Annotated in this window: 12 protein-coding genes; 11 read left to right on the top strand and 1 reads right to left on the bottom strand. The window is 69.3% G+C overall.

The genetic code is table 11. From position 1 onward, the window contains the following. Positions 1-10 precede the first annotated feature (10 nt). From flgG to KBC94_RS10545, 7 genes are all read left to right on the top strand, one after another. Positions 11-793, top strand: coding sequence for a flagellar basal-body rod protein FlgG (gene flgG, locus KBC94_RS10515; RefSeq protein WP_294369682.1), 783 nt, complete (start codon positions 11-13; stop codon positions 791-793). Beyond that, positions 793-1,479 carry a flagellar basal body L-ring protein FlgH gene (locus KBC94_RS10520; protein WP_294369684.1) on the top strand — a complete coding sequence of 229 codons (687 nt, stop codon included), beginning with the start codon at positions 793-795 and terminating at the stop codon, positions 1,477-1,479. Before flgG ends, KBC94_RS10520 begins: the two co-directional genes overlap by 1 nt. A gap of 34 nt (positions 1,480-1,513) precedes the next feature. Beyond that, entirely contained in the window at positions 1,514-2,638 is a 1,125-nt protein-coding gene (locus tag KBC94_RS10525; protein ID WP_294369688.1) for a flagellar basal body P-ring protein FlgI, read from the top strand. A 16-nt stretch (positions 2,639-2,654) separates the two neighbouring features. After that, a complete protein-coding gene (locus KBC94_RS10530) occupies positions 2,655-3,509 on the top strand; it encodes a glucosaminidase domain-containing protein (RefSeq protein ID WP_294369690.1) in 855 nt (284 codons plus the stop codon). Beyond that, positions 3,506-5,389: a flagellar hook-associated protein FlgK gene (flgK, locus tag KBC94_RS10535; protein ID WP_294369693.1), complete on the top strand. Its 1,884-nt coding sequence runs from the start codon at positions 3,506-3,508 to the stop codon at positions 5,387-5,389. The genes KBC94_RS10530 and flgK overlap by 4 nt, the downstream gene beginning before the upstream one ends. A gap of 17 nt (positions 5,390-5,406) precedes the next feature. Next, on the top strand, positions 5,407-6,603 hold the full coding sequence (gene flgL / locus KBC94_RS10540; protein ID WP_294369696.1) for a flagellar hook-associated protein FlgL: 1,197 nt from the start codon (positions 5,407-5,409) through the stop codon (positions 6,601-6,603). Positions 6,604-6,703: 100 nt separating this feature from the next. Further along, a complete protein-coding gene (locus KBC94_RS10545) occupies positions 6,704-7,879 on the top strand; it encodes an HDOD domain-containing protein (protein WP_234192355.1) in 1,176 nt (391 codons plus the stop codon). An 85-nt stretch (positions 7,880-7,964) separates the two neighbouring features. Here KBC94_RS10545 and ettA read toward each other — a convergent pair whose 3' ends face one another. Next, on the bottom strand, positions 7,965-9,626 hold the full coding sequence (gene ettA, locus KBC94_RS10550; RefSeq protein WP_294369698.1) for an energy-dependent translational throttle protein EttA: 1,662 nt from the start codon (positions 9,624-9,626) through the stop codon (positions 7,965-7,967). Between the two features lie 326 nt (positions 9,627-9,952). Between ettA and KBC94_RS10555 the strand changes: the two genes are divergently transcribed. The 4 genes from KBC94_RS10555 to KBC94_RS10570 all read left to right on the top strand — a co-directional run bounded on the left by KBC94_RS10555 (position 9,953) and on the right by KBC94_RS10570 (position 14,509). Beyond that, entirely contained in the window at positions 9,953-11,752 is a 1,800-nt protein-coding gene (locus KBC94_RS10555) for a DEAD/DEAH box helicase (RefSeq protein ID WP_294369701.1), read from the top strand. 125 nt (positions 11,753-11,877) lie between these two features. After that, positions 11,878-12,357 carry a MarR family transcriptional regulator gene (locus KBC94_RS10560; RefSeq protein ID WP_294369702.1) on the top strand — a complete coding sequence of 160 codons (480 nt, stop codon included), beginning with the start codon at positions 11,878-11,880 and terminating at the stop codon, positions 12,355-12,357. 2 nt (positions 12,358-12,359) lie between these two features. Continuing rightward, on the top strand, positions 12,360-13,034 hold the full coding sequence (locus KBC94_RS10565) for a GNAT family N-acetyltransferase (RefSeq protein WP_294369704.1): 675 nt from the start codon (positions 12,360-12,362) through the stop codon (positions 13,032-13,034). Between the two features lie 224 nt (positions 13,035-13,258). Then, positions 13,259-14,509 carry an MFS transporter gene (locus tag KBC94_RS10570; RefSeq protein ID WP_294369706.1) on the top strand — a complete coding sequence of 417 codons (1,251 nt, stop codon included), beginning with the start codon at positions 13,259-13,261 and terminating at the stop codon, positions 14,507-14,509. Positions 14,510-14,528: the final 19 nt, after the last annotated feature.

Below are 14,528 nucleotides of genomic sequence, written 5' to 3' on the forward strand. Positions count from 1 at the left end.
GCACACCGCCATGATCAATTCGCTCTGGATCTCGAAGACCGGCATGGAGGCCCAGCAGACCCAGCTGGACGTCATCTCCCACAACCTGGCCAACGTCTCGACCACCGGCTACAAGCGCGCCAACGCGGTGTTCCAGGACCTGATGTACCAGAACCTGCGTCAGGTGGGCGCCAATGCCAACGAGCAGACGCAGCTGCCCACCGGCCTGCAGCTGGGCCTGGGCGTGCGCACCATCGCCACCAGCCGCTCCTTCACTCAGGGCAGCCTGCAGTCCACCACCAACCAGCTGGACATGGCGATCAAGGGCAACGGCTTCTTCCAGGTGACCATGCCCGACGGCAGCACCGGCTACACGCGCGACGGCTCGTTCCAGGTGGATGCGCAGGGCCGCATCGTGACCTCCTCGGGCCTGCCGATCGCCAACGGCATCACCGTGCCGACCACCGCCACCAGCGTGAGCGTGGCCACGGACGGCACCGTCACGGCAACGCTGCCCAACAACGCGACGCCGCAGAACATCGGCACCATCGCGCTGGTCAACTTCATCAACCCGGCCGGACTGGAGCCGCGTGGCGACAACCTCTTCGCCGAGACGGCGGCCTCGGGCCAGCCCAATGGCGGCACCGCGGGCACCAATGGCCTGGGCACGGTGGTGCAGGGCATGCTGGAGACCTCGAACGTCAACGTGGTCACCGAGCTGGTGTCGATGATCCAGACGCAGCGGGCCTACGAGATGAACTCGAAGGCGATCCAGACCAGCGACCAGATGCTGCAGAAATTAGGACAGCTCTGATGCACCGCCTGCTTGCCCTGATCGCCGCAGCGCTGGCCGTCGCCACACTGGTGGGCTGCTCGACCCTGGCCAACACGCCGCAGGTGGACATCCCCGACACGCGCCCGCAGATCACCTATCCCACGCAGTTGCAGACACCCCGCGCGGCCACGGGCAGCCTGTACCACAACGCGAGCTACCGGCCGCTGTTCGAGGACCGGCGCGCACGCATGGCCGGCGACACGGTCACCATCAACATCGTGGAGACGCTGACCGCCAGCCAGAAGTCCACGTCGACGGTGAACAAGAAGGACAGCCTGAGCGCGGGCGTCACCGCCCTGCCCTTCATCAGCGCCAACTCCTTCACCCGCGCCAGCGCGGCCGGCAACTCCGCCACCGACTTCTCCGGCAAGGGCGGCACCGAGGCCGCCAACACCTTCTACGGAACCATCACCTCGACGGTGGTGGACGTGCTGCCCAACGGCCATCTGGTGGTGGTGGGCGAAAAGCAGATCGGCGTGAACCAGAACGTGGACGTGCTGCGCTTCTCGGGCACGGTGGACCCGCGCGCCATCGGCCCGGGCAGCGTCGTCAACTCGACGCAGGTGGCCAATGTGCGCATCGAGTCGCGCGGCCGCGGCGCCCAGGGCGAGGCCCAGGTCATGCCCTGGCTCAGCCGCTTCTTCATGAACGTGATGCCCTTCTAGCGGCAGCCGCGACGCACGACAGGATCGAGGGGAAATGAACAACACGACAAAGACCATCCACCGCCTGCTGGCGGGTGCCGCACTGGGCCTGGCCCTGCTGGCGCCGGCGCAGGCGGTGCGCATCAAGGAAGTGGCCGCCGTGCAGGGCGTGCGCAGCAACCAGCTGACCGGCTACGGCCTGGTGGTGGGCCTGGATGGCACCGGCGACCAGACCACGCAGATGCCCTTCACCACGCAGAGCGTGGCCAACTACCTGCAGCAGTTGGGCATCACGCTGCCCGACAACCGGGCCAGCCAGCTGCAGCTCAAGAACGTGGCGGCCGTGATCGTCACGGCCCAGCTGCCGGCCTTCGCGCAGCCGGGCCAGGCGGTGGACGTGACGGTCGCCTCCATGGGCAATGCCCGCTCGCTCAAGGGCGGCATGCTGGTGGCCACGCCGCTGCGCGGTGCCGACGGCGAGATCTACGCCATCGCCCAGGGCAACGTGGTGGTGGGTGGCGCCGGTGCCGCGGCCGCCGGCAGCAAGGTGCAGATCAACCACCTGAGCGCCGGCCGCGTGCCCGAGGGCGCGCAGGTGGAACGGGCCGTGCCCACGCCCCTGCTCGATGGCGACACCATCAACCTGGGCCTGAACGCGGCCGACTTCCAGACCGCCAGCCGCGTGGCCGAGGCCATCAACCGCCGCATGGGCAGCGGCATGGCCCGCGCCATGGACGGCCGCACGGTGCAGGTGCGTGCGCCCGGCGACTCGGATGCACGCGTGAGCTTCATCGCCCAGCTCGAAGAGTTGACGCTGGAGCAGGCCGCGCCCGCGGCCAAGGTGGTGATCAACGCGCGCACGGGCTCCATCGTGCTGAACCAGGCGGTGACGCTCAACCCCTGCGCCATCGCCCATGGCAACCTGTCGGTGACCATCAGCTCGCAGCCGGTGGTGAGCCAGCCGGCGCCGCTGTCGGGCGGCCAGACGGTGGTGGCCCAGCAGGCCGCCATCCAGATCAAGCAGGAGCCGGGCATCCTCTACCAGGTGCCGGCCTCGCCGCAACTCGCCGACGTGGTGCGCGCGCTCAATGCACTGGGCGCCACGCCGCAGGACCTGCTGGCCATCCTGCAGGCCATCAAGGCCTCGGGCGCGCTCAATGCCGAGCTGGAAGTGATCTGACGCGGCCCGCATCGCCATGAGCATCGGCACCTCCACCTCCAACAGCCTGGCCGCCGACGCGCGCTCGCTGGACGCGTTGAAGTACGCCACGGGCAACGACCCGAAGGCGGTGCGCGAAGCCGCCAAGCAGTTCGAGTCCCTCTTCATGCGCGAGCTGATCAAGAGCATGCGCGAGGCGACCACCAAGTCGGGCCTGCTCGACAGCGACGGCGAGAAGCTGGGCACCGACCTGCTGGACCAGCAACTGTCGGTGCAGCTCTCGGGCCTGCCCGGCGGGCTGTCGGACGCCATCACGCGGCAGCTGACGCAGCAGATCCAGGGCAGGCAGGCCCCCTCCACGCTTTCGCTGGCCGCCATGGGCGGCATCGGCAAGGCGCCGGTGTCGACGACGGCCAGCCAGAGCGGCTTCGTGGCCCGCCACCAGGACGCAGCCGAACGCGTGGCGCAGGAGACCGGCATCCCTGCCGCCTTCATGATCGGCCAGGCCGGCCACGAGACGGGCTGGGGCCGCAGCGAGATCCGCACCGCCGACGGCAGCAGCGCCAACAACCTGTTCGGCATCAAGGCCACGGCCGGCTGGACGGGCAAGGTCGCCACCGTGACCACCACCGAGTACATCCACGGCGAGCCGCGCAAGGTGAAGGCGAAGTTCCGCGCCTACGACTCGCCCGAGGAATCCTTCCGCGACTATGCGCGCCTGATCGGCGAGAACCCGCGCTACGCGCAGGCCCGCGCCAACACCCATTCCGCCCAGGCCTATGCGGCGCAGCTGCAGAAGGCCGGCTATGCCACCGACCCGGCCTATGCCCGCAAGCTGGGCCGCGCCATCCAGGCGACGCAGGCCCTTCAGCAGCGGCTGCAGACCACATGAGCTCCCTCCTCAACATCGGCCTGTCCGCGCTGCAGGCCAACCAGGCGGCGCTGACCACCACCGGCAACAACGTGGCCAACGCGGGCAGCGTGGGCTACTCGCGCCAGTCGGTGGTGCAGCAGCAGGCCATCACCACGCCCACCGGCAGCGGCTACCTGGGCAACGGCGTGCGCGTCGTCACGGTGGAGCGCGCGTACAGCAGCTACCTCACGCAGCAGGCCAACCAGACGGCCGCCGTGTCGGCGGCGGATTCGGCCCGCTCGGGTCAGCTGGCCTCGCTCGAGTCGGTGTTCCAGACCGGCAGCGCCGGTCTGGGCTCGGCGATGAATTCGCTGCTCAATGCCTTCACCAACGTCGCAAGCGCCCCCACCGATTTGTCGGCACGCACGGTGGTGCTGACCCAGGCGGGCGCGCTGGCGTCGCGCTTCTCCAGCGCGCAGAGCCAGCTCGACGAGATGGGCCAGTCCACGCTGGAACAGCTGGGCACGGCGGCCGACACGGTCAACCGCCTGGCCGCCTCCATCGCCAAGATCAACGGCCAGATCCAGCGCGCCCGCGGCACCGGCCAGGAGCCCAACGACCTGCTCGACCAGCGCGATACGCTCATCACGCAGCTCAACGCCCAGGTGCAGACCAGTACCGTGCAGGCCGACGATGGCACGCTGTCGGTCTTCGTCGGCAACCAGGCGCTGGTGCTGGGCAGCAGCACCGGGCAGGTGTCGGTGGGCACGGCGGCCGACGGCAGCACCACGCTCGACATCGCGCGTGGCAGCGTGGTGGCCCACCTGGACGCGGACACCCTCGGCGGTGGCGCCGCAGCGGGCCAGTTGCGCTTCCTGAACGAGGACCTGCCCGACACGCGCAACCTGCTGGGCCGGCTGGCCCTGACCATGACCACCACCGTCAACGCCCAGCATTCGCTGGGCGTGGGCCTGAACGGGGAGACCGGCAACAAGCTCTTCGGCGACATCGGCGTGCCCGCTTCGACGCCGGCCGCCACCAACACCGGCAACGCGGTGTTCGCGGCGACTGTGAGCGACGTGTCGGCGCTCGTGCCCTCGTCCTATGCGCTGAGCGTGCAGCCCGATGGCAGCTACCAGGTGCGTCGCCTGTCGGACAACACGGTGAGCAGCTTCGCCAGCCTGCCCGCGCAGATCGACGGGCTGTCGCTCGATCTGCAGTCGGGCGCCGGCGCACCGGGCGACGTCTACCGCATCGAGCCCTTCGCGCAGGCCGCGGGCAAGGTGGCGGTGGCGCTGGGCTCGGCCAGCGCGGTGGCGGCCGGCAGCCCGGTGCAGGCCAGCACCGGCACCGCCAACGCGGGCAGCCTCGCCGTGTCGGGCGTGTATGCCAGCGCGCAGAACGCCAACCTCACCGCCACGGCCACGCTGACCTTCAACGCCGACGGCACCTACGACATCAGCGGCACAGGCACGGGCAACCTGAACAACCAGCCCTATACCGCGGGCGAGGCGATCCAGGTCAACGGCTGGTCACTGACGCTCACCGGGGTGCCCAAGGCGGGCGACACCGTGACCGTGCAGGCGGCCACCGCGTCGATGACGGCGCAGAACAGCGGCAACGCCAAGGCTCTGCAGGCACTGGCCGACCAGAAGGTGATCGACGGCTCCCCGCTGTCGGATGGCTACGCCGGACTGATCGCCCGCGTGGGCGTGCGGGCCCAGGGCGCCAAGTACGCCGCGCAGGTCTCCTCGGCCATCGCCACCAGCACCGAGACGGCGCGGGCCAACAGCACCGGCGTGAACCTGGACGAGGAAGCCACCAAGCTGCTGGCCTACCAGCAGGCCTACCAGGCCTCGGCACGGGTGATCCAGATCGCGCAGAACATCTTCGACTCGCTGCTGTCCAGCGTGCGCTGAGGGCAAGGGGCCACCGCATGACCATCCAACGCATTTCCACCCCCAACCTGCGCGAGACGGCCATCCAGCGCCTGGCCGAACGCCAGGCCCAACTGGCCGACCTGCAGGAGCAGGTCAACACCGGCAAGAAGATCAACCGCCTCAGCGACGACCCGCTGGCCGCGGCGCAGGCCGAGCGCGCCACCACCCGCGTGGCACGCGTCGAGACGCAGCAGCGCGCGCTGCAGGCCCAGACGGCCTCGATGACCAGCGTGGAGTCGACGCTCGGCGATTCGGTGACCGCCCTGCAGTCCTTCCGCTCGCTGCTGGTGCAGGCTGGCGGCGGCGCGCTCTCGGAGACCGACCGCCAGTCCATCGCCCAGCAGATGACGGCGCTGCGCGACCAGTTGCTGTCGTATGCCAACACCACCAATGCCGACGGCCTGCCGCTCTTCGGCGGCCTGGGCAGCACCGCCCGGCCCTTCACCGATGCCGGCGGCACGGTGAGCTACCAGGGCGTGTCGGGCCAGGCCGCCGCCTCGGACAGCAGCGTGCCCGGCGTGCTCGATGGCTTCGCGACCTGGATGGATGTGCCCACCGGCAACGGCGTGTTCGAGGTGAACCAGGCCACCGGCACGACCCAGGTGCACACCGACACCGGCCAGGTGCTGGACCCGGGCGCGCTCACCGGCCACGGGTACCAGGTGAAGTTCTCCGTCGCCACCGACGGCACGACCACCTACGACGTGCTCGACACCAACACCCAGCAGGCGGTGGTCTCCGGCGCCGCGTACAAAAGCGGCCAGGCGATCAGCTTCGGCGGCATGTCCTTCACGGCCAGCGGCACGCCGGCCAGTGGCGACACGCTGGAGGTCAAACCCTCAGGCAGCCAGAGCCTCTTCGCGGTCATGGACCAGGCCATCGCGGGTGTGCGCAGCGCGGCCAATGGCCAGGTCACGCAGGCCGTCTCGCGCGGGCTGGCGCAGGTGGATTCAGGCCTGGCCAAGCTGTCCGCCGCGCGCAGCCAGGCCGGCGAGTTGCTCAACCGGGCCGATACCATCGGCGACCGGCTGACCACCCGCAGCGACCAGCTCGAGAAGGTGCGTGCCGACGCCGAGGATGCCGACCCTGTCAAGGTTCTCTCGGATATCAGCAGCCAGCAGACGATGTACTCTGCCGCCCTGGGCACCTATGCCCAGATCCAGAAGCTCTCTCTCTTCAACTACCTGAGCTGAGGCCTGTCGCCAGGCTTCCTCCCTCTTCCGCATCGTGGCCCAATCCGTTCTCGGCAGTCTCACCCTTTGCTACCAGCTTCTTTGGAATCGCAGGCGCGACATGGCGGGGATACGGCTGCTGGCCTACGAGGACGGTGAACATGCCGACGGCGGCCATCTGCTGCGCAGCCTCACCGAGATGTGGATGGCCGAATCGCCCAAGCTGCTGGTGGCGCCGCGCTCGCCCCGGCTGCTGCACGGCGTGCTGGAGCAGGCCGATGGCGAGTCGCCGATGGTCGAGGTGCCGGTCGACTGGCTGGCCGACGAAGCCCTGGCCCTGGCCGCCACCGAGGCCCGCCGCCGCGGCGCCGCACTCATCGCCTCGGCCGGTCCCGGACCGCGGCGCACGGACTTCCCGGGCCGCAGCTCGCCCCGCGTGATGGAGCTGGAGGTCGACCATGCGGCCGCCGCCCTGCAGGCCGTGCTGCGCGCGCGCGAGGCCGATCCGCGCCATCCCGCGCAGCGGGCGGCGGCACAGGCGCAACTGGCCGCCAGCCCCATCGAGCCCGAGCAGATCGTGGTGGGTGCCGCCAGCATGGCGCTGGTCGAACATGCGCTGGACCAGCGCGCGGCCTGGGCCGTGGCCGGCTGGCCCATCGAGGACGTGCTCCACCGCAACAAGGGCCAGCCGCTGCCGCCCACGCGCCGCGGCGTGGTGCGCACCATGCAGGCGCTCGAATCCGAACAGTCGCTGGATCAGCTGGAGCTGCAGTTCGGCCAGGAGCCGGCACTGGCCTATCGCCTGCTGCTGCATCTCAACTCGGCGAGCCTGGGCCTGCGGCGCCGCATCACCTCGCTGCGCCACGGCGTGATGATGCTGGGCTACCGCACACTCGACGCCTGGCTGGCCGAGCAGTTGCCCCACACCAGCGACGACCGCAACCTGCAGCCCGCCAATGCCACCATGGTGCTGCGGGCGCACCTCACCTCGCAACTGATGGAAGCGGGCGTGGAAGAGGAGTTGCGGCGGGAGGTCTATCTGTGCGGGCTGTTCGCCCAGCTCGACCTGGTGATGGACGAGCCCATGCGCACGGCGGTCGGTCGGGTGGCGCTGCCCGAGCGACTGGTGGAGGCGGTGCTGCGCGGCACCGGGCCCTACGCCAGCGTGCTGCAGGTGGCCCAGGCCCTCGGCCAGGACAACCCGGCCGTGGTGCGCGCCACCCGCGCGCGCTTCGACATGGGTGCCGAGGAAATCAACCGCTCGCTGCTGCGCACGCTGGCGGTGGCGACGGTCTGAGCGTCGACGCGGATACGGGCACGCCCGGCCCGCAGCATGCCAACGGGCCCGCCAGGCCGCAGGGCCCGGCGAGCGGGGCGCCAGCTTACTTGAGCGCCTTGAAGCGCACCCGCTTGGGGGCAGCGCCCTCTTCGCCCAGGCGCTTCTTCTTGTCGGCCTCGTACTCCTGGTAGTTGCCGTCGAAGAACACCCACTGCGAGTCGCCTTCGGCGGCCAGGATGTGGGTGGCGATGCGGTCCAGGAACCAGCGGTCGTGGGAGATGACCAGCACGGTGCCGGCGTACTCCAGCAGGGCGTCTTCCAGCGCGCGCAGGGTTTCCACGTCCAGGTCGTTCGACGGTTCGTCCAGCAGCAGCACGTTGCCGCCCTGGATCAGCGTCTTGGCCAGGTGCAGGCGGCCGCGCTCACCGCCCGACAGGTTGCCGACCTTCTTCTGCTGGTCCTGGCCGTTGAAGTTGAAGCGGCCGGCGTAGGCCCGGCTGGCCATCTGGAACTTGCCGACGTTGATGATGTCGAGGCCGCCGGAGATGTCTTCCCACACGGTCGCCTCGTTGGCCAGCGCGTCGCGCGACTGGTCGACGAAGGCCATCTTGACGGTCTGGCCGATCACGACCTCGCCGCTGTCGGGCTGCTCGCGGCCGGCGATCAGCTTGAACAGCGTGGATTTACCCGCGCCGTTCGGGCCGATGATGCCGACGATGGCGCCGGCCGGGACGTTGAACGACAGGTTGTCGATCAGCACGCGGTCGCCGAAGCTCTTGCTCACACCCTTGAACTCGATGACCTGGCTGCCCAGGCGGTCGGCCACGGGAATGAAGATTTCCTGCGTCTCGTTGCGGCGCTGGTATTCGTAGTCGCTCAGTTCCTCGAAGCGCTGGATGCGGGCCTTGCTCTTGGCTTGGCGGCCCTTGGCGTTCTGGCGCACCCATTCCAGTTCCTTCTTCAGGGCCTTGGCGCGGGCCTCTTCGCCCTTCTGCTCGGCCTCCAGGCGGTTCTGCTTCTGCAGCAGCCACTCGGAGTAGTTGCCCTTGTAGGGAATGCCGCGACCGCGGTCCAGCTCAAGAATCCACTCGGCGGCGTTGTCGAGGAAGTAGCGATCGTGGGTGATGGCCACCACGGTGCCGGTGAAGCGCTGCAGGAAGATCTCCAGCCACTCGACGGATTCGGCGTCCAGGTGGTTGGTGGGTTCGTCGAGCAGCAGCATGTCGGGCTTGGACAGCAGCAGCTGGCACAGCGCCACGCGACGCTTCTCGCCGCCGGAGAGCATGCCCACCTTGGCGTCCCAGGCCGGCAGGCGCAGGGCGTCGGCGGCGATCTCGATCTGGTGCTCGCTGTCGGTGCCCGCGGCGGCGATCACGGCCTCCAGCTGGCCCTGCTCGGCGGCCAGGGCGTCGAAGTCGGCATCGGGCTCGGCGTAGGCGGCGTAGATCTCGTCGAGGCGCTTCTTGGCGTTGTTGACCTCGCTCATCGCCTCTTCGATGGCCTCGCGCACGGTGTGCTCGGGGTTGAGCTTGGGTTCCTGCTCGAGGTAGCCGATGGACAGGCCAGGCATCGGCAGGGCCTCGCCCTCGATCTCCTTGTCCACGCCGGCCATGATCTTCAGCAGCGAGGATTTGCCCGAGCCGTTGAGGCCGAGCACGCCGATCTTGGCGCCGGGAAAGAACGAGAGGGAGATGTCCTTCAAGATCTGCCGCTTGGGCGGCACGGTCTTGGAGACATGATTCATGGTGTAGACGTACTGGGCCATGGCTTCGTGTCGGTGCGGGGTGGGGGAACGCGCTCGGATGAAGAGGGGCCCGGTGCCGGGCGAGCGCGAAAACCATCGATTATCCCTCCTCGACGCGGCCGACGGGCGCGCCAGCGCTGAACTCATGCCACAATCGGGGCGTTGCCGGGCACAGTCACCCGCAACACGGCTCTTCGCCGGGGACGACGGATTCGCATCCTTCCAGGCTCCCGCCTTACCTCCCTTTCCACCTCGACTGGCCCGGTTCGCGCCCAAGCAGCGCCATCGCGGCGGGTGGACGCAAGAAGAACACCGCGCCGTGCATGGCGCCCGTAAGTAACTACCGAATGAACTTCGACGAACTGAAGCTGGCCCCCGCCATCCTCAAGGCCGTGCGCGAGCAAGGCTACGAAACCCCCACCCCCATCCAGGCCCAGGCCATCCCGGCCGTCCTCGAAGGCCATGACCTCCTCGCCGGCGCGCAGACCGGCACCGGCAAGACCGCCGCCTTCACCCTGCCCATGCTGCACCGCCTGTCCAAGGGCGAGGGCAAAACCAACAAGTTCGGCAAGGACGGCATCGCCGCCCTGGTGCTGACCCCCACGCGCGAACTCGCCGCCCAGGTCGAGGAATCCGTGCGTACCTACGGCAAGTACCTGCCGCTGAGCTCCACCGTCATCTTCGGCGGCGTGGGCATGAACCCCCAGATCGAGCGCATCAAGCGCGGCGTGGACATCCTGGTGGCCACGCCGGGCCGCCTGCTCGACCTGCAGCAGCAAGGCCACCTGGACCTGTCCACAGTCGAGATCCTGGTGCTCGACGAAGCCGACCGCATGCTCGACATGGGCTTCATCCACGACGTGAAGAAGGTGCTGGCCCTGGTGCCCAAGGACAAGCAGAGCCTGCTGTTCTCGGCCACCTTCAGCGACGACATCCGCGAGCTGGCCAACAGTCTGCTGCGCAATCCGCAGAGCATCCAGGTCACGCCGCGCAACACCACGGTGCAGCGCATCACGCAGGTGGTCCACCCGGTGGGCCGTGGCAAGAAGAAGCAGCTGCTGGCGCACATCATCCAGCAGCACGACTGGAGCCAGGTGCTGGTGTTCACGCGCACCAAGTTCGGCGCCAACCATGTGGCCGAGTTCCTCGAGAAGAACGGCATCACCGCCATGGCGCTGCACGGCAACAAGAGCCAGAGCGCCCGCACGCAGGCGCTGGCCGGCTTCAAGAGCGGCGAGATCCGCGCCCTGGTGGCCACCGACATCGCGGCCCGCGGCATCGACATCGACGACCTGCCGCACGTGGTGAACTACGAGATCCCCAACGTGCCCGAGGACTATGTCCACCGCATCGGCCGCACCGGCCGCGCGGGCAAGGAAGGCCAGGCCGTGAGCCTGGTCTGCCTGGACGAGGAAGGCTTCATGCAGGAGATCGAGCGCTTCACCAAGCAGCAGATCCCCTCTGAAACGCTCGAAGGCTTCGGCCCCGACGAAGGCGAGATCGCCGAGCCCATCGCCATGGGTCGCCAGACCCTGTGGGGCGGCGCCGGCAAGCCGCCGAGCCGCGAGGTGATGGCCGCCGCGGCACGTGCTGCGCGCCAGGAGATGATGACCCGCATCCGCGAGAACAAGGCGGGCCAGGGCGGCGAGCGCGGCGGCCAGAAGAAGGCCGGTGGCGGTCAGGGCCAGGGCGGCCGTGGCCAGCAACCCCAGCAGCAACGCGCCGGCGGCCAGCCCTCGGGTGGCGGCAATGGCGGTCCGCGCCCGCCGCGTCAGAACAACGGGCCCAAGCGTCACCATGGCGGCGCGGGCGGCCACGGCGGCGGCAACGCGCCGGCCCATGCCCTGTACGAGGACCGTCCGGAGCGCCAGCCCAAGCACTACGGCAACACGACCAGCCCCTCGCATGCCGACGTGGTCGCGCATCGCCGCGCCGAGGCCTATGGCGGACCGTCGGGCCAGCCCGATCCGCTGCGCACCAGCGTCGAGGCGACCTTCGGCCGTGGCCGTCGCAATGGCGGCGGCGGCGGTGGTGGTGGCAACGGCGGCGGCGGCGGTGGTGGTGGCAATCGCCGTCGTGGCGGCGGTGGCGGTGGCTACTCCGGCGGTGGCGGTGGCGGCTACTCCGGCGGCGGCAAGCGCTACTGAGCGAATCCTGCCTGCACAAGCGAAGAACGAAGCGGCCCATCGGGCCGCTTTTTCTTTGGCTGCTCGATTGACGCGGCCAAGCCGTTTGCATAGCATGATATGGAAATAGCCATGATGGAGACCGCATGATCGAGGACGTCGTCAAGGAGCTGGGCCATCTGACGCTCGGCACCCGCCTGAAGCGAACCGGCGAGTTGCTGCAGGCGCAGACGCAGGCCGTTCTCGCCAGCTACGGTTTCGAACAGCCGGCCGCGCACTTCCCGCTGCTGGCGGCGCTGGACCGGTTGGGCGCCCTGAGCGTCGGCGAGCTGAGCCAGGCCGTGGGCGTGAGCCAGCCCGTGGTCACCCGATCGCTCAAGGGGCTGGAGGACGAAGGCCTCGTGCAGTCGGAGACGGGCGACGAAGACCGCCGCGTGCGCCGCGTGACCTTGAGCCGCAAGGGCAGAAGCCTGGTGCAGCGTGCCCGGCGCGAAGCCTGGCCGGCCATCGAGTCCGCTGTCGCGCAGGCCTGCGCCCGAAGCCGGGGCGATCTGCTCTCGCAGCTCGCTGCACTTGAGGACGCGCTGGCCACCACCCCTCTGTTGCAGCGCATCCAGGAGGCCTGACCATGTCCGCACTCGACCGGCCCGTCTGGGCCAGCCTGCAGCATCAACCGCATTGGGCACTCGGGGGTGAGCGTGCACGACGCTTCGTGCCCGATCTCCACGGCTTTGCCGCCACGGCGGATGAAAGTGCGGCCAGCCTCGACGCACTCGTCGGCCTTCTCGGCCCCGCTGGCGACAGCGTGTATCTGCTGCAGGTGCCGGCCATCGCCGTTCCTCCGGGCCTTGAAGTCGTGAAAGCAGCCGCAGGCGTGCAGATGGTGGCCACACGCCGCCTCCACGCCGATGACAACGTGGTGGTGCTGGGCGATGCGGATGTTGACGAGATGCTGGCCCTGGCCCGGCTCACCGAGCCCGGCCCCTTCTTCGCCCGCACGCACACGCTGGGGCGTTTCATCGGCGTGCGCATCGGCGGCCGTCTGGCCGCAATGGCCGGCGAGCGCATGCGCTTTCCCGGGCATGTGGAGATCAGTGGCGTCTGCACGCATCCGGACTTCCGCGGACAGGGCCTGGCGCGCCGCCTGTCTGCCGCCGTGGCAGCCGACATCCAGCAGCGCGGCGACCTGCCCTTCCTGCACGCGTGGACGACGAACACCGCCGCGATCTCGCTGTACGAAGACCTCGGCTTCGTCGTGCGCACGCCGGTCCATGTCGCCGTGCTTCGGCGAAAGCCGTCCTGAGGCCTTCCACGCGGTCGAGACGATCGACCTCCGCACAGGAAGGCTTTCCCCGGCGACACGGGGCGCATCCTTAGGCCAGCCTTAAGCGGCCCACCACAAGACCGCGTCCGACTGGCATCGCCCGCGCCATCGGCCTAGAGTGGCTCCACGCTGCACACCGACACCGGCGGTCGTTCCTCCTCCGTGCCAGGCGCAACGCTTGCACAACCCAAGGAGAACACACCATGACCTGGACCCGCGAGCAGATCCACGTGACCACCGCCAGCTATCTCGGCTGGACGCTGGACGCCTTCGACTTCTTCCTGATGGTGTTCATCCTGAAGGACATCGCGGCCGAGTTCCACGCGCCGCTGCCTTCCGTGGCGCTCGCCATCACGCTCACGCTGGCCATGCGGCCGGTGGGCGCGCTGATCTTCGGGCGGCTGGCCGACCGTTTCGGGCGCCGGCCCACCATGATGGCCAACATCCTCTGCTATGCCGTGCTGGAGCTGCTGTCGGGCTTCTCGCCCAACCTGGCGACGCTGGTCGTGCTGCGGGCGCTGTTCGGCATCGCCATGGGCGGCGAATGGGGCGTGGGCTCGGCCCTCACCATGGAGACGGTGCCGGCGCGATCGCGCGGCTTCGTCTCCGGGTTGCTGCAGGCCGGCTATCCCACGGGCTTTCTGCTGGCGTCGCTCGTGTTCGGCCTGTTCTATTCACACATCGGCTGGCGCGGCATGTTCTTCGTCGGCATCCTGCCGGCGCTGCTGGTGATCTACGTGCGCTCGCATGTGCCCGAATCGCCCGCGTGGAAGCAGATGGCCAGCCAGCCCCGGCCCAGTCTGCTGGCCGGCCTGCGCCAGCAGTGGAAGCTCGCCCTCTACGCCGTGGTGCTGATGACGGCCTTCAACTTCTTCTCGCACGGCACGCAGGACCTGTACCCGACCTTCCTGCGCGTGCAGCATGGCTTCGACGCGCACACCGTGTCGATGGTGACCATCGTGCTCAACATCGGCGCCATCGTGGGTGGCCTGGCCTGCGGCACGCTCTCCGAGCGCATCGGCCGCCGGTGGACCATCTTCGGCGCCGCCCTCTTCGCGCTGCCCGTGCTGCCGCTGTGGGCCTATTCGCACTCGGCGGCCGCGCTGGCGGCGGGCGCCTTCCTCATGCAGCTGAGCGTGCAAGGCGCCTGGGGCGTGATCCCGGTGCACCTCAACGAGATCTCGCCACCCGCACTGCGGGCCACCTTCCCGGGCCTTGTCTACCAGCTGGGCAACCTGCTGGCTTCGGTCAACGCGACCATGCAAGCATCGCTCGCGACCTCACGCGGCAACGACTATGCGTTTGCGATGGCCGTGGTGGCCGGCACGGTCGCGGTGGTCATCGCGGGCCTGATCCTGTTCAGCCGCGAGCACCGCGGCGTGGACATGGGCGTGCAGGCGCCCCTCACTCCGGCCAGCGGCGGTGGCGTGCATCCCGCCCTCGCCCACCGCTGACGACTGCACGGTGGCTGGC

This window comes from Pseudacidovorax sp., from assembly GCF_017991995.1.
Taxonomy (GTDB): domain Bacteria; phylum Pseudomonadota; class Gammaproteobacteria; order Burkholderiales; family Burkholderiaceae_C; genus Xenophilus.

Coding starts and splice junctions, on each gene's coding strand:
- ettA (WP_294369698.1), bottom strand. CDS start 9,626: ATGGCCCAGTACGTCTACACCATGAATCATGTCTCCAAGACCGTGCCG.
- KBC94_RS10555 (WP_294369701.1), top strand. CDS start 9,953: ATGAACTTCGACGAACTGAAGCTGGCCCCCGCCATCCTCAAGGCCGTG.
- flgK (WP_294369693.1), top strand. CDS start 3,506: ATGAGCTCCCTCCTCAACATCGGCCTGTCCGCGCTGCAGGCCAACCAG.
- KBC94_RS10520 (WP_294369684.1), top strand. CDS start 793: ATGCACCGCCTGCTTGCCCTGATCGCCGCAGCGCTGGCCGTCGCCACA.
- KBC94_RS10525 (WP_294369688.1), top strand. CDS start 1,514: ATGAACAACACGACAAAGACCATCCACCGCCTGCTGGCGGGTGCCGCA.
- flgG (WP_294369682.1), top strand. CDS start 11: ATGATCAATTCGCTCTGGATCTCGAAGACCGGCATGGAGGCCCAGCAG.
- KBC94_RS10560 (WP_294369702.1), top strand. CDS start 11,878: ATGATCGAGGACGTCGTCAAGGAGCTGGGCCATCTGACGCTCGGCACC.
- KBC94_RS10545 (WP_234192355.1), top strand. CDS start 6,704: ATGGCGGGGATACGGCTGCTGGCCTACGAGGACGGTGAACATGCCGAC.
- KBC94_RS10565 (WP_294369704.1), top strand. CDS start 12,360: ATGTCCGCACTCGACCGGCCCGTCTGGGCCAGCCTGCAGCATCAACCG.
- flgL (WP_294369696.1), top strand. CDS start 5,407: ATGACCATCCAACGCATTTCCACCCCCAACCTGCGCGAGACGGCCATC.
- KBC94_RS10530 (WP_294369690.1), top strand. CDS start 2,655: ATGAGCATCGGCACCTCCACCTCCAACAGCCTGGCCGCCGACGCGCGC.
- KBC94_RS10570 (WP_294369706.1), top strand. CDS start 13,259: ATGACCTGGACCCGCGAGCAGATCCACGTGACCACCGCCAGCTATCTC.